This window comes from Salmonella sp. SAL04162 (assembly GCF_046551535.1).
In the GTDB taxonomy this organism is placed as follows: domain Bacteria; phylum Pseudomonadota; class Gammaproteobacteria; order Enterobacterales; family Enterobacteriaceae; genus Salmonella; species Salmonella enterica.
This window is the reverse complement of the sequence record NZ_JBGDVX010000016.1, coordinates 23,709-37,203: the sequence shown is the minus strand read 5'-3', so window position 1 is coordinate 37,203 and position 13,495 is coordinate 23,709. Positions and strand designations below refer to the sequence as shown.

13 protein-coding genes are annotated in these 13,495 nt (G+C 54.1%); 9 read left to right on the top strand and 4 right to left on the bottom strand.

Going from position 1 to position 13,495, the window contains the following annotated elements; translation table 11 throughout:
* The first annotated feature begins 251 nt into the window (after positions 1–251).
* Positions 252–308 carry a YsgD/CorL family protein gene (ysgD, locus tag ACLJRH_RS23230; RefSeq protein ID WP_213083418.1) on the top strand — a complete coding sequence of 19 codons (57 nt, stop codon included), beginning with the start codon at positions 252–254 and terminating at the stop codon, positions 306–308.
* Between the two features lie 155 nt (positions 309–463).
* The gene (corA, locus tag ACLJRH_RS23225; protein WP_000947139.1) at positions 464–1,414 is read left to right on the top strand and encodes a magnesium/cobalt transporter CorA; all 951 of its coding nucleotides are present in this window, start codon (positions 464–466) and stop codon (positions 1,412–1,414) included.
* A gap of 73 nt (positions 1,415–1,487) precedes the next feature.
* Here the strand turns inward: corA and rarD are convergent, their stop codons facing one another.
* Both rarD and yigI read right to left on the bottom strand, forming a co-directional pair.
* Entirely contained in the window at positions 1,488–2,384 is an 897-nt protein-coding gene (gene rarD / locus ACLJRH_RS23220; RefSeq protein WP_000339083.1) for an EamA family transporter RarD, read from the bottom strand.
* Between the two features lie 43 nt (positions 2,385–2,427).
* Complete coding sequence (gene yigI / locus ACLJRH_RS23215) at positions 2,428–2,895, bottom strand: acyl-CoA thioesterase YigI (RefSeq protein WP_001277136.1); 468 nt, start codon at positions 2,893–2,895, stop codon at positions 2,428–2,430.
* A 164-nt stretch (positions 2,896–3,059) separates the two neighbouring features.
* Between yigI and pldA the strand changes: the two genes are divergently transcribed.
* The 3 genes from pldA (at position 3,060) to rhtC (ending at position 6,526) form a co-directional block, all read left to right on the top strand.
* Positions 3,060–3,929, top strand: coding sequence for a phospholipase A (pldA, locus tag ACLJRH_RS23210; protein ID WP_001201692.1), 870 nt, complete (start codon positions 3,060–3,062; stop codon positions 3,927–3,929).
* Between the two features lie 83 nt (positions 3,930–4,012).
* Positions 4,013–5,842, top strand: coding sequence for an ATP-dependent DNA helicase RecQ (gene recQ / locus ACLJRH_RS23205; RefSeq protein WP_001518200.1), 1,830 nt, complete (start codon positions 4,013–4,015; stop codon positions 5,840–5,842).
* A 63-nt stretch (positions 5,843–5,905) separates the two neighbouring features.
* A complete protein-coding gene (gene rhtC, locus ACLJRH_RS23200) occupies positions 5,906–6,526 on the top strand; it encodes a threonine export protein RhtC (RefSeq protein WP_000980080.1) in 621 nt (206 codons plus the stop codon).
* Positions 6,527–6,565: 39 nt separating this feature from the next.
* On the opposite strand, the gene rhtB is transcribed toward rhtC, so the two are convergent.
* Positions 6,566–7,186: a homoserine/homoserine lactone efflux protein gene (gene rhtB / locus ACLJRH_RS23195; protein WP_000142523.1), complete on the bottom strand. Its 621-nt coding sequence runs from the start codon at positions 7,184–7,186 to the stop codon at positions 6,566–6,568.
* Between the two features lie 110 nt (positions 7,187–7,296).
* Between rhtB and pldB the strand changes: the two genes are divergently transcribed.
* The 3 genes from pldB (at position 7,297) to ACLJRH_RS23180 (ending at position 10,109) form a co-directional block, all read left to right on the top strand.
* Positions 7,297–8,313 (top strand): lysophospholipase L2, encoded by a 1,017-nt coding sequence (pldB, locus tag ACLJRH_RS23190; protein ID WP_000487685.1) that lies wholly within the window; start codon positions 7,297–7,299, stop codon positions 8,311–8,313.
* Positions 8,314–8,328: 15 nt separating this feature from the next.
* Entirely contained in the window at positions 8,329–9,129 is an 801-nt protein-coding gene (gene yigL / locus ACLJRH_RS23185; RefSeq protein WP_000285338.1) for a sugar/pyridoxal phosphate phosphatase YigL, read from the top strand.
* Between the two features lie 80 nt (positions 9,130–9,209).
* On the top strand, positions 9,210–10,109 hold the full coding sequence (locus ACLJRH_RS23180; RefSeq protein WP_001196254.1) for a carboxylate/amino acid/amine transporter: 900 nt from the start codon (positions 9,210–9,212) through the stop codon (positions 10,107–10,109).
* On the opposite strand, the gene metR is transcribed toward ACLJRH_RS23180, so the two are convergent.
* The gene (gene metR, locus ACLJRH_RS23175; RefSeq protein ID WP_000569786.1) at positions 9,997–10,950 is read right to left on the bottom strand and encodes an HTH-type transcriptional regulator MetR; all 954 of its coding nucleotides are present in this window, start codon (positions 10,948–10,950) and stop codon (positions 9,997–9,999) included. The genes ACLJRH_RS23180 and metR overlap by 113 nt on opposite strands.
* Positions 10,951–11,185: 235 nt before the next feature.
* Here metR and metE point away from each other — a divergent pair, with 235 nt between their 5' ends.
* Positions 11,186–13,450 carry a 5-methyltetrahydropteroyltriglutamate--homocysteine S-methyltransferase gene (gene metE / locus ACLJRH_RS23170; RefSeq protein ID WP_023137097.1) on the top strand — a complete coding sequence of 755 codons (2,265 nt, stop codon included), beginning with the start codon at positions 11,186–11,188 and terminating at the stop codon, positions 13,448–13,450.
* Positions 13,451–13,495: the final 45 nt, after the last annotated feature.

The following is a 13,495-nucleotide window of genomic DNA, read 5'->3' as shown; positions in this document are numbered from 1 at the left end:
CATATTGCCGGATGGCACCTCTTATCCGGCCTACGCGCTGGCTAACATTTTGATTTGTAGGCCGGATAAGGCGAAGCCGCCATCCGGCGATATAGTGATGTTAATATTCTGAAATCATAGATAAATACTCTCACTCTGCTAACCTTTCTGCATAAGGGGAAATTATTGCTTTTTCGCGTTTCGTTGCGTGTTGACGGCAAATTTTTGCTGGCGTAACATGCGCCCACGATTACGCTAAGAGGACATTCGCCTTGGACACACCCAGTAGATACTGGCTCATTATCCTGTTATCCAGGATCAACTCCTAAGGCTATCCCTTTTTGCTGATAGCCTTAGCGGTTGTCAGCGACCTTTCATTTTTTCCCGTCGCGTTGAGTCAGGCTGTTTAATGGTCTGAAACCCAATTTGTTTCTGTGTGCCCATCTGAACTGTCCGATATTTTTACGCATTGGGAGTCCCGGTCATGCTGAGCGCATTTCAACTGGAAAAAAACCGACTGACCCGGCTGGAAGTCGAGGAGTCACAAAGCCTGATTGATGCCGTATGGGTTGATTTGGTCGAACCGGACGACGACGAGCGATTGCGCGTACAATCTGAGCTGGGCCAGAGTCTGGCGACGCGTCCTGAACTGGAAGATATCGAAGCATCCGCGCGCTTCTTTGAAGACGAAGACGGATTGCATATCCACTCCTTCTTCTTCTTCGAAGATGCGGAAGATCATGCCGGTAACTCTACGGTGGCATTCACTATTCGCGATGGCCGTCTGTTTACGCTGCGTGAACGCGAACTGCCCGCCTTCCGTCTGTATCGTATGCGCGCCCGCAGCCAGGCGATGGTCGACGGTAATGCATACGAATTACTGCTCGATCTGTTCGAAACCAAAATTGAACAGTTAGCGGATGAAATCGAAAACATCTACAGCGATCTGGAAAAACTGAGCCGCGTCATTATGGAAGGGCATCAGGGCGATGAATACGACGAAGCGCTCTCCACGCTGGCGGAACTGGAAGATATCGGCTGGAAGGTACGCCTGTGTCTGATGGATACCCAGCGCGCGCTGAACTTCCTGGTGCGCAAGGCGCGCTTACCGGGCGGGCAGCTGGAGCAGGCGCGTGAGATCCTGCGCGATATCGAATCTCTGCTGCCGCACAATGAATCGCTGTTCCAGAAGGTGAACTTTCTGATGCAGGCGGCGATGGGTTTTATCAACATCGAGCAGAACCGCATTATCAAAATCTTCTCGGTGGTTTCCGTGGTGTTCCTGCCGCCGACGCTGGTCGCTTCCAGCTATGGGATGAACTTCGAGTTTATGCCGGAACTGAAGTGGAGCTTTGGTTATCCAGGCGCGATTATCTTTATGATTCTGGCGGGGCTTGCGCCGTATTTGTACTTTAAGCGCAAGAACTGGCTGTAATATTGTGCCTGGTGGCGCTACGCTTACCAGGCCTACAGGATCAGGCATTTACGTCGCCATCCGGCAAAAAACGCTACATTTTCATGCGCGGTCTGCGATGGGTATAGACAGCATCCATCACGAAAATCGCCAGCGCGACCCAGATAAACGCAAATGTCACCATCTTATCCGCGCCCGGCACTTCGCCATAAAACGTCACCGCCAGTAAAAACATCAGCGTTGGGCCGATATACTGAAAGAAGCCCAGTGTAGAAAGACGCAGACGCGTAGCCGCTCCGGTGAAGCACAGCAGCGGAATCGTAGTGACCACACCCGCCGCCATTAACAGCAAGTTCAACGATAGTGCGTTTTGCCCCATATGGCTGGTAGGGCTATCGGCGATGCCAAACAGATAAATTGCCGCGACCGGCAACAGCCATAGCGTTTCGACCAGCATACCCGTCTGCGCTTCAACGGCGATCTTCTTACGCACCAGGCCGTAAAACGCAAAACTAAACGCCAGCCCCAGCGCGATAATCGGCAGCGAGCCAAAGGTCCAGAGTTGCACCAGCACGCCGCACACCGCCAGAATCACCGCCAGCCACTGCATTCGACGGAAGCGTTCGCCAAGAAAAATCATCCCCAGCAAGATGTTAACCAGCGGATTAATGAAATAACCCAGGCTGGCCTCCAGCATATGGTGATTATTTACCGCCCAAATGAACAATAGCCAGTTACCGCCGACCAGTACGGCGGACAGGGCCAGCAGAAAAATCTTCTTTGGCGTTTTCAGTAAGCGCTTAACCTGTCGCCACTGCCGGCTGACGCTAAGCAGCGCCACCATAAAGAAAAATGACCAAATCACGCGGTGCGTCAGGATCTCATCTGCGGGAACGTAATAGATCAGCTTGAAATACGCGGGGGCGATCCCCCAAATAAAATAGGCGGCAAGAGCGAGTAATACGCCCTGCCGTGTTTGTTTTGCGTCCATCCGGAAAACTCGTATCTGAAGTGTAACAACAGTTTACCTGCTTTTATCCCACCATATAAGTAGCGGTGGCGCTGGCGATGTACAGCTGATCTTCATTGTGTAATTCCACGCGGGCGACGGCCACTTTATTCCCTGCGCGCAGCAGGCTACTGGTGGCCGTAAAGCGGTTGCCTCTGCCCGGACGCAGGTAATCGACGCGCAGGTCAATCGTTCCCATCCGCGACAGGCGCTGGCGTAGTTCATCTTCGCTGATGGTTTCGTGGCGAGTTAGCGTGCTGCCGACGCATACCAGTCCGGCGGCGACATCCAGCGCAGAGGCGATCACGCCGCCGTGTAAAATGCTTTGCGCCCAGTTGCCGACCATCATCGGCTGGTTGTTAAAGGCCAGTTGGGCGAACGCTTTTTCATAGCGTTCCAGCTCCAGCCCTAACGCCCGATTAAACGGCATGTGGTAGACAAACATTTCACCCACTAATTTCAGAGCTTGTTCAGCGGTAAGTACAGCGGACATAGATTCCTGACACCTCATTGGTTAATGAAATGTTGATATTATGCTTCTTAATTGTTGTTTTCTACTTTAAGAAGGGATAACTAACGGCTATGTGTGTAAATATGTAAAAATGGTTGGCAGAGAATGATTCAAGCTGAAAATACTTCGTCAGGAGAACGTCAAGAATGCGGGCGATTTTGAGAGGGTTGTTGCCAGCCACGCTACTGCCATTAGCGGCATATGCACAAGAAGCTACGATAAAAGAGGTTCATGATGCGCCTGCAGTACGGGGAAGTATCATCGCTAACATGCTACAGGAGCATGATAACCCTTTTACGCTTTACCCTTATGACACGAACTACTTGATCTACACGAACACCAGCGATCTGAACAAAGAGGCCATAAGTACCTACAACTGGTCTGAAAACGCACGTAAAGATGAAGTGAAATTTCAGTTGAGCCTGGCGTTTCCGCTGTGGCGCGGAATACTGGGGCCGAACTCGGTACTGGGTGCTTCCTATACGCAGAAATCCTGGTGGCAGCTTTCCAACAGTAAAGAGTCTTCGCCGTTTCGCGAAACCAACTACGAACCGCAGCTTTTTCTTGGTTTTGCTACCGATTATCGCTTTGCCGGCTGGACGTTGCGCGACGTAGAGATGGGCTACAACCATGACTCTAACGGACGTTCGGACCCCACCTCGCGTAGCTGGAACCGTCTGTATACCCGTCTGATGGCCGAAAACGGTAACTGGCTGGTAGAGGTCAAACCGTGGTACGTGATTGGCAGTACCGACGATAATCCGGACATCACCAAATATATGGGTTATTACCAGCTTAAAATCGGTTATCACCTGGGCGAGGCGGTATTAAGCGCCAAAGGCCAGTACAACTGGAATACAGGCTACGGCGGCGCGGAAGTTGGATTAAGCTATCCGGTCACCAAACATGTCCGGCTTTATACCCAGGTGTATAGCGGCTATGGCGAATCGCTGATCGACTATAATTTTAATCAGACACGTGTCGGCGTCGGCGTGATGCTTAACGATATCTTCTGATTGGATTGTGTTTTAAACATTGCAGTTTCTCTCGCAGGCGCTGAAAATAGCGCCTGTTTTGATTTATGGTGAACGGGGTTAATGTGGCGCAGGCGGAAGTGTTGAATCTGGAATCAGGGGCCAAACAGGTTTTGCAGGAAACCTTTGGCTACCAACAGTTTCGCCCGGGCCAGGAAGCGATTATTGATACTGCGCTCTCCGGTCGCGACTGTCTGGTCGTCATGCCCACCGGCGGCGGCAAATCTCTGTGCTATCAAATCCCCGCGTTGTTGCTGGACGGATTGACCGTCGTCGTTTCGCCCCTGATCTCGTTGATGAAAGACCAGGTCGATCAGCTACTGGCGAACGGGGTGGCGGCGGCCTGTCTGAACTCCACTCAAAGCCGCGAGCAGCAGCTTGAGGTGATGGCGGGGTGCCGTACCGGACAGATTCGTCTGCTGTATATTGCGCCGGAACGCCTGATGCTGGACAACTTTCTTGATCATCTGGCGCACTGGAATCCGGTATTGCTGGCGGTGGATGAAGCGCACTGTATCTCGCAATGGGGGCATGATTTCCGTCCGGAATATGCGGCTCTCGGTCAGCTTCGCCAGCGTTTTCCCGCTTTGCCGTTTATGGCATTGACCGCCACCGCCGACGACACCACGCGCCAGGATATTATTCGTCTGCTTGGGCTTAACGATCCGTTAATCCAGATCAGTAGCTTTGACCGACCGAATATCCGCTACATGCTGATGGAGAAGTTTAAGCCGCTCGACCAGCTAATGCGCTATGTTCAGGAGCAACGCGGCAAATCGGGTATCATCTACTGCAACAGTCGGGCGAAAGTGGAAGATACCGCTGCGCGCTTGCAAAGTCGCGGCATTAGCGCGGCGGCCTATCATGCGGGGCTGGAAAACGCTATTCGCGCCGATGTGCAGGAAAAATTTCAGCGCGACGATCTGCAAATCGTGGTGGCGACCGTCGCTTTTGGAATGGGCATAAACAAACCTAACGTACGTTTCGTCGTGCATTTCGATATCCCGCGCAATATTGAATCCTACTATCAGGAAACGGGCCGCGCCGGGCGCGACGGACTGCCTGCGGAAGCCATGCTATTTTACGATCCGGCTGACATGGCCTGGCTACGTCGTTGTCTGGAAGAGAAACCAGCCGGACAGCTTCAGGATATTGAACGGCATAAACTGAATGCGATGGGCGCTTTTGCCGAAGCGCAAACCTGCCGCCGCCTGGTATTGCTTAATTACTTTGGCGAAGGCCGACAAGAACCGTGCGGCAACTGCGATATCTGTCTCGATCCGCCCAAACAATATGATGGCTTAAACGATGCCCAGATTGCGCTTTCTACCATTGGTCGGGTTAACCAGCGTTTTGGCATGGGCTACGTTGTCGAGGTGATCCGCGGCGCGAATAACCAACGCATCCGCGATTTCGGTCATGACAAACTCAAGGTTTATGGCATGGGACGCGAAAAGAGCCATGAGCACTGGGTGAGCGTAATTCGCCAGCTCATTCATCTGGGGCTGGTAATGCAAAATATTGCGCAGCACTCCGCATTACAGTTGACGGATGCCGCGCGTCCGGTACTCCGTGGAGACGTTCCGCTAAAGCTTGCGGTGCCACGCATTGTCGCCCTCAAACCCCGCGTGATGCAGAAATCGTTCGGCGGTAATTACGATCGCAAATTGTTCGCTAAGTTGCGCAAGCTGCGTAAAGCTATCGCTGATGAAGAGAATATCCCGCCGTATGTGGTCTTTAACGACGCCACGTTGATAGAGATGGCGGAACAGATGCCGGTTTCCGCCGGCGAGATGTTAAGCGTTAACGGGGTTGGGATGCGCAAACTGGAGCGCTTCGGGAAAGAATTCATGGCGCTCATCCGCGCGCATGTCGATGGTGATGACGAAGAGTAGTCAGCCCGGCAAAAAAGTGCCAGGATGGTGACTCACTGAACTATTTCCCCGCGAGCCATTTTTATGATGATGCTATTTTTCACCGTGGCAATGGTGCACATCGTTGCGCTAATGAGCCCCGGCCCCGACTTTTTCTTCGTGTCTCAAACTGCCGTCAGCCGTTCGCGTAAAGAAGCGATGATGGGCGTACTGGGCATTACCTGCGGCGTGATGGTATGGGCGGGCGTGGCGCTGCTTGGCCTGCATCTCATCATCGAAAAAATGGCCTGGCTGCATACGATCATTATGGTAGGCGGCGGCCTGTATCTGTGCTGGATGGGCTATCAGATGCTGCGCGGCGCGCTGAAAAAACAGGATGCGGCGGCGTCTTCTCCGCACATTGAACTGGCGCAGAGCGGGCGCAGCTTTCTCAAAGGGCTGCTGACCAATCTGTCGAATCCTAAAGCGATTATCTATTTTGGTTCCGTTTTTTCACTGTTTGTCGGCGATAACGTCGGCGCTGCGGCGCGCTGGGGTATTTTCGCGTTAATCACCCTGGAAACGCTGGCCTGGTTTACCGTAGTCGCCAGCCTGTTCGCGCTGCCGAAAATGCGCCGCGGCTATCAGCGTCTGGCGAAATGGATTGATGGCTTTGCCGGCGCTCTGTTTGCGGGCTTTGGTATTCACCTGATTATTTCGCGTTAATTTACCTCCGGGCCGGATAAACATCATCCGGCACGACTATCACGCGTGTCTTGCCGACGCCAGGAGCGCGCCTACCAGCATAAACAACGAACCAAACGCTTTATTCAGCGCCTTCATCTGCTTTGGTCCTTTAATCCAGGCGGCAATGCGCTGCGCCAGCGTGGCGTAACCGGTCATCACAATCATATCCACCACAATCGTGGTGACGCCGAGAATGAGGTACTGCGCCAGTTGCGGTTGCTGCGGCATGATGAATTGCGGAAACAGGGCGGCAAGAAAGACAATGCTTTTGGGATTGGTTAGATTGACAAATATCGCCCGTTTGAAGAGCCGACCCCGTGATTGCGTCTGGGCGAGAGTATGCAGATCGATAGCGCCTGCGGCGCGCCATTGCTGGATACCCAGCCAGATAAGATAAGCCGCGCCAGCCCATTTCAGAATTTCAAAAGCGAGGAGCGAGCGCGAAAAGAGCGTACCCAGTCCGACGCCCACCAGTACGATATGTATCCCCAGCCCGGTCTGGAGTCCGGCGATAGAAGCCGCTGCGCCACGATATCCATGGTTGATAGACGTCGTCATGGTATTGATGGCGCCTGAACCCGGAGAAAGACTCAGCAGAGTTGAGGTCAGTAGATAGGCGAACCACCATTCAAAGGTCATGCGAAACTCCCTGGTTGTCTGTTTTTGTGCCACAATACGCTACTGCCGCTGTGTTGTGTCAGGCACGACGCAAAAAACGATTTTACCTGGTAAACGAGGCCGAAAACCCGATGTTTCAGCAGCAAAATGACTGGGAAACAAGAGAAAATGCGTTTGCCGCTTTTGCTATGGGGCCGCTGACCGATTTCTGGCGTCAGCGGGAAGAGGCGGAGTTTATCGGCGTGGGTAACATTCCGGTGCGCTTTGTCCGTTTTCGAAATGATTCCAACGATCGGACGATCGTCATTTGTCCTGGCCGCATTGAGAGTTATGTAAAATACGCTGAACTGGCGTATGACCTTTTTCATCTCGGTTTTGATATCTTCATCATCGACCACCGTGGTCAAGGGCGCTCCGGGCGGATGTTATCGGACCCGCATCGGGGTCACGTTGATCATTTTAACGATTATGTTGAGGACTTAGCGGCGTTCTGGCAGCAGGAAATTGAGCCGGGGCCGTGGCGTAAGCGTTATATCCTGGCGCACTCAATGGGGGGCGCGATAGCCACCCTGTTCCTGCAACGCCATCGTGTGCGGTGCGACGCTATTGCGCTCACCGCGCCGATGTTTGGTATTGTGATACGCTTGCCTTCCTTTATGGTGCGCCATATTCTCGACTGGGCCGAAGGGCACCAGCGTATCCGTGAAGATTACGCTATTGGTACCGGTCAGTGGCGGGCGTTGCCGTTTGGGATGAATGCGCTGACCCACAGCCGCCAGCGTTATCAGCGCAACTTACGATTTTATGCCGACGAGCCGCAGCTGCGCGTTGGCGGCCCCACCTGGCATTGGGTACGCGAAGGCATTCTGGCGGGTGAGCAGGTTCTGGCTGGGGCGAGCGATGACACGACGCCTACGCTACTGATTCAGGCGGAAGAAGAGCGGGTAGTGGATAACCGCACCCACGATCGTTTTTGTGAAATTCGCGCCGCGGCGGGATACCCTTGTGAAGGGGGAAAACCGCTGGTTATCAAAGGCGCGTACCATGAGATCCTTTTTGAAAAGGACGCCATGCGCTCAGTCGCGCTTAACGCCATTGTTGAATTTTTCAACAAGCCTAATTTATCCAGCGGAAATCGCTTTGCTTAGAGGTTAAATTTTATTATGTATCAGGTTGTTGCGTCTGATTTAGATGGCACGCTGCTCTCCCCCGACCATACGTTGTCCCCTTATGCCAAAGAGACTCTGAAGCTGTTGACCGCACGCGGCATCCATTTTGTCTTTGCCACTGGTCGTCATCATGTCGATGTAGGGCAAATCCGCGATAATCTTGAAATCAAGTCTTACATGATCACCTCCAACGGCGCGCGAGTGCACGATACCGACGGGAATTTGGTTTTTACGCATAATCTGGACAGCGACATTGCCAGCGACCTGTTCGGGGTGGTGAATGCGAACCCGGACATCGTGACTAACGTTTATCGCGACGACGAATGGTTTATGAATCGTCATCGCCCCGATGAAATGCGTTTTTTCAAAGAGGCGGTATTTAACTATTCGCTGTTTGAGCCTGCGCTGCTGGAGCCGGAGGGCGTCAGCAAAGTGTTTTTCACCAGCGACACTCATGAAAAGTTGTTGCCGCTGGAGCAGGCGATTAACGCGCGCTGGGGCGATCGGGTAAACGTGAGCTTCTCTACGCTAACCTGTCTGGAAGTGATGGCGGGCGGAGTGTCGAAAGGTCATGCGCTGGAAGCGGTCGCTCAGGCGATGGGGTACAGCCTGAAAGAGTGTATCGCCTTTGGCGACGGAATGAACGACGCTGAAATGCTCACGATGGCGGGCAAAGGCTGCATCATGGGCAATGCGCACCAGCGTCTGAAAGACCTGTATCCCGAACTTGAGGTGATCGGCATCAACGCGGATAACGCCGTGCCGCATTACCTGCGCGATCTTTTCTTACGTTGATGTGATTGTTTGTTAGTTGACCAGTTGTCAACTTCACTCTCCGCTACAATGGGTGTTCCCTGTTTTAAGAGACATCCATTGTGGCGCTACTCATCATTACCACTATCCTGTGGGCTTTCTCCTTTAGTCTATTTGGCGAGTATCTTGCCGGGCATGTCGATAGCTATTTCGCGGTGCTGATACGCGTTGGGCTGGCGGCGCTCGTTTTTCTGCCGTTTTTGCGTTCTCGCGGGCACAACCTAAAAACCATCAGCCTGTATATGCTGGTGGGGGCGATGCAGCTTGGCATCATGTATATGTTGAGCTTCCATGCTTACCTCTACCTGACCGTATCCGAACTGTTGCTGTTTACCGTTCTGACGCCGCTCTATATCACGCTGATTTACGATGTGATGAGTCAGCGTCGTTTGCGCTGGGGCTATGCATTTAGCGCGTTGCTGGCGGTGATTGGCGCCGGGATTATTCGCTACGATCGCGTGACCGACCATTTTTGGGTCGGTTTGCTCCTGGTGCAGCTTTCTAATATCAGTTTCGCTATCGGAATGGTGGGGTATAAACGTCTGATGGAGACCCGTCCCATGCCGCAGCACAACGCCTTTGCGTGGTTCTATCTGGGGGCGTTTTTGGTGGCGGCGGTGGCGTGGTCGCTGTTGGGGAACGCGCAAAAGCTGCCGGAAACCACGCTGCAATGGAGCATTCTGGTGTTTCTCGGCGTGGTGGCGTCCGGCATTGGCTACTTTATGTGGAACTATGGCGCTACCCAGGTAGACGCCGGGACGCTGGGTATCATGAATAATATGCATGTTCCCGCAGGACTACTGGTTAATCTTGCCATCTGGCATCAGCAGCCCCACTGGCCAAGCTTTATTACAGGCGCGGCTGTGATCCTGGCTTCGCTGTGGGTGCATCGAAAATGGGTCGCTCCGCGCTCCGCACAAACGGCAGATGATCGCAGGCGTGATCCCGCGTCGAGCGAATAAACGCCTCGGTCACCGCCTGACGCTGGTCGCCGTCGCGCACGGCGGCATACAGGCGGCTCCACAGACCATCGCCCAGGGTTTTGGTCACCACCAGACCCTGGCGCTCAACGCTTTCCACCACCCAGTGCGGCAGGGCGGCAATGCCCATTCTGGCCGCCACCATCTGAATCAGCAGTAGCGTATTATCCACGCTTTTCAGCAGCGGACTGATACCCGCCGGTTGCAGGAAATGTCGCCAGACATCCAGTCGGCTGCGCTGCACCGGGTAAATCAACAGCGTTTCGCTGGCTAAATCTTCCGGCGTAATCTGCGTTTTGCTGGCCAGCGGATGGTCGGGCGCCAGCACCAGTCGGACTTCAAAATCAAACATCGGCGAATAATGCAGCCCGCTGCGCGGCAAAATATCCGACGTCATCACCAAATCCAGCTCGCCTTGTTGCAAGGCCGGTTGCGGATCAAAAGTGACGCCGGATGTGAAATCCATTTCTACCTGCGGCCAGCTTGCACGGAAGTTTTCCAGCGCCGGGGTCAGCCACTGAATACAGCTATGACATTCAATAGCGATGCGCAGACGAGTTTGCTGCGGTTCGTTGCACGCCTGCAGCGCACGGCTGATTTGCGGCAGCACCTGGTTTGCCAGTTGCAGCAGAACTTCCCCCTGCGGCGTAAAGCGCAGCGGCTGGCTTTTACGCACGAACAGGCGGAAGCCAAGGCGTTGTTCCAGATCGCTGAACTGATGAGACAGAGCGGATTGGGTCTGGTGCAGCACCGCAGCAGCAGCAGCCAGCGATCCACTATTCCGCAATGCCTGGAGTGTTTTCAGATGTTTAATTTCGATCATGAAAGTCCTTCACTTCGCCATGAACAAATTGCGCTTGAGGAATATACAGTACCTTTACATTATGGATGTGTAAACATCCAGACGTCCAAAATCCGTCGTCTTTTAAATTGATGGTGCGTTGGCTGCGTTTCCTCACCCCGGTCACTTACTGATGTAAGCTCCCGGGGATGAGCAAACTTGCCGCCTTCCCTGAATTTAAAATACTTAGGATTTACATATAATTAGAGGAAGTAAAATGACAATATTGACTCATACCCTCGGTTTTCCTCGCGTTGGCCTGCGTCGCGAGTTGAAAAAAGCGCAAGAGAGCTACTGGGCGGGGAACTCAACGCGTGAAGCGTTACTGGCGGTGGGCCGCGAACTGCGCGCGCGTCACTGGGAGCAGCAGAAACAAGCGGGTATTGACCTGTTACCGGTAGGCGACTTTGCCTGGTACGACCATGTTCTGACCACCAGCCTGCTGTTAGGCAATGTGCCGGCTCGTCATCAGAACAACGACGGTTCCGTGGACATCGACACTCTGTTCCGCATTGGCCGCGGTCGCGCGCCAACCGGCGAACCGGCGGCGGCAGCGGAAATGACCAAATGGTTTAATACTAACTATCACTACATAGTACCGGAGTTCAGCAAAGGCCAGCAGTTCAGACTCACCTGGACACAGTTGCTGGAGGAAGTGGACGAAGCGCTGGCGCTGGGGCATAAGATCAAACCCGTACTGCTGGGGCCCGTCACGTATCTGTGGCTGGGTAAAGTGAAAGGCGAGCCGTTTGACCGCCTGACGTTGCTGAAAGACATTTTGCCGGTGTATCAGCACGTGCTGGCTGAACTGGCAAAACGTGGTATAGAGTGGGTCCAAATTGATGAGCCAGCGCTGGTGCTGGAACTGCCGCAGGCGTGGCTGGATGCCTTCAGACCGGCTTACGACGCGCTCGCCGGCCAGGTGAAGCTGTTGCTGACGACCTATTTTGAAGGCGTGACGCCAAACCTTGACACTATTATCGCGCTACCGGTACAGGGGCTGCATGTTGACCTCATTCATGGCAAAGATGATGTAGCGGAACTGCATCAACGTCTGCCGGTCGACTGGCTGCTCTCCGCAGGCTTGATTAACGGGCGTAATGTCTGGCGCGCCGATTTGACCGAAAAATACGCGCAGATTAACGCCATTGTGGGCAAACGCGCGCTGTGGGTAGCATCCTCCTGCTCTTTGCTGCACAGCCCGATCGATCTCAGCGTCGAAACGCGTCTGGATACGGAAGTTAAAAGCTGGTTTGCCTTTGCGCTGCAAAAATGCGGTGAACTGGCGTTGCTGCGCGATGCGCTGAACAGCGGCGAAACGGCGGCGCTTGAGGAATGGAGCGCACCGATTCAGGCTCGTCGTCACTCCCGCCGCGTACATAATGCCGCGGTAGAAAAACGCCTGGCGGCGATCACCGCGCAGGACAGCCAGCGTGAGAATCCGTATGAGGTGCGCGCTGAAGCGCAACGCGCCCGCTTTAAACTTCCCGCCTGGCCGACGACGACTATCGGTTCGTTTCCGCAAACCACGGAGATTCGCGGCCTGCGTCTGGACTTCAAAAAGGGCAACCTCGACGCGAATAACTACCGCACCGGCATCGCCGAACATATCAAACAGGCTATCATCGAGCAGGAGCGTTTAGGGCTGGATGTGCTGGTACACGGCGAAGCCGAGCGAAACGACATGGTGGAATACTTCGGCGAGCATCTGGACGGCTTCGTCTTTACCCAGAATGGTTGGGTGCAAAGCTATGGCTCCCGCTGTGTGAAACCGCCGGTAGTGATTGGCGATATCAGCCGTCCGGCACCGATTACCGTGGAGTGGGCGAAATATGCCCAGTCGCTGACCGACAAGCCGGTAAAAGGGATGTTGACCGGCCCGGTGACTATTCTTTGCTGGTCATTCCCCCGCGAAGACGTGACCCGCGAAACGATTGCGAAACAGATTGCGCTGGCGCTGCGTGATGAAGTCGAGGATCTGGAGGCGGCGGGGATCGGGATTATTCAGATCGACGAACCGGCGCTGCGCGAAGGTCTACCGCTGCGTCGCAGCGACTGGGACGCCTATCTGGAATGGGGTGTGGAAGCCTTCCGCATCAACGCGGCGGTGGCGAAGGATGAAACCCAGATCCACACCCACATGTGTTACTGCGAGTTCAACGATATTATGGATTCGATCGCCGCGCTGGATGCGGATGTGATCACCATTGAGACCTCCCGCTCGGATATGGAGTTGCTGGAGTCGTTCGAAGCGTTCGATTACCCGAACGAAATCGGGCCAGGCGTGTACGATATTCACTCGCCGAACGTGCCGAGCGTCGAGTGGATTGAAGCCCTGCTGAAGAAGGCGGCACAGCGTATTCCGGCACAACGCCTGTGGGTGAATCCGGACTGCGGTCTGAAAACTCGCGGTTGGCCGGAAACCCGCGCGGCGTTAGCGAACATGGTCAAAGCGGCGCACAATCTGCGTCAGGCGAAATAACCCATCCTGGCCGCTGCGTTTATCCGACAGCAATGCGGCGCTACC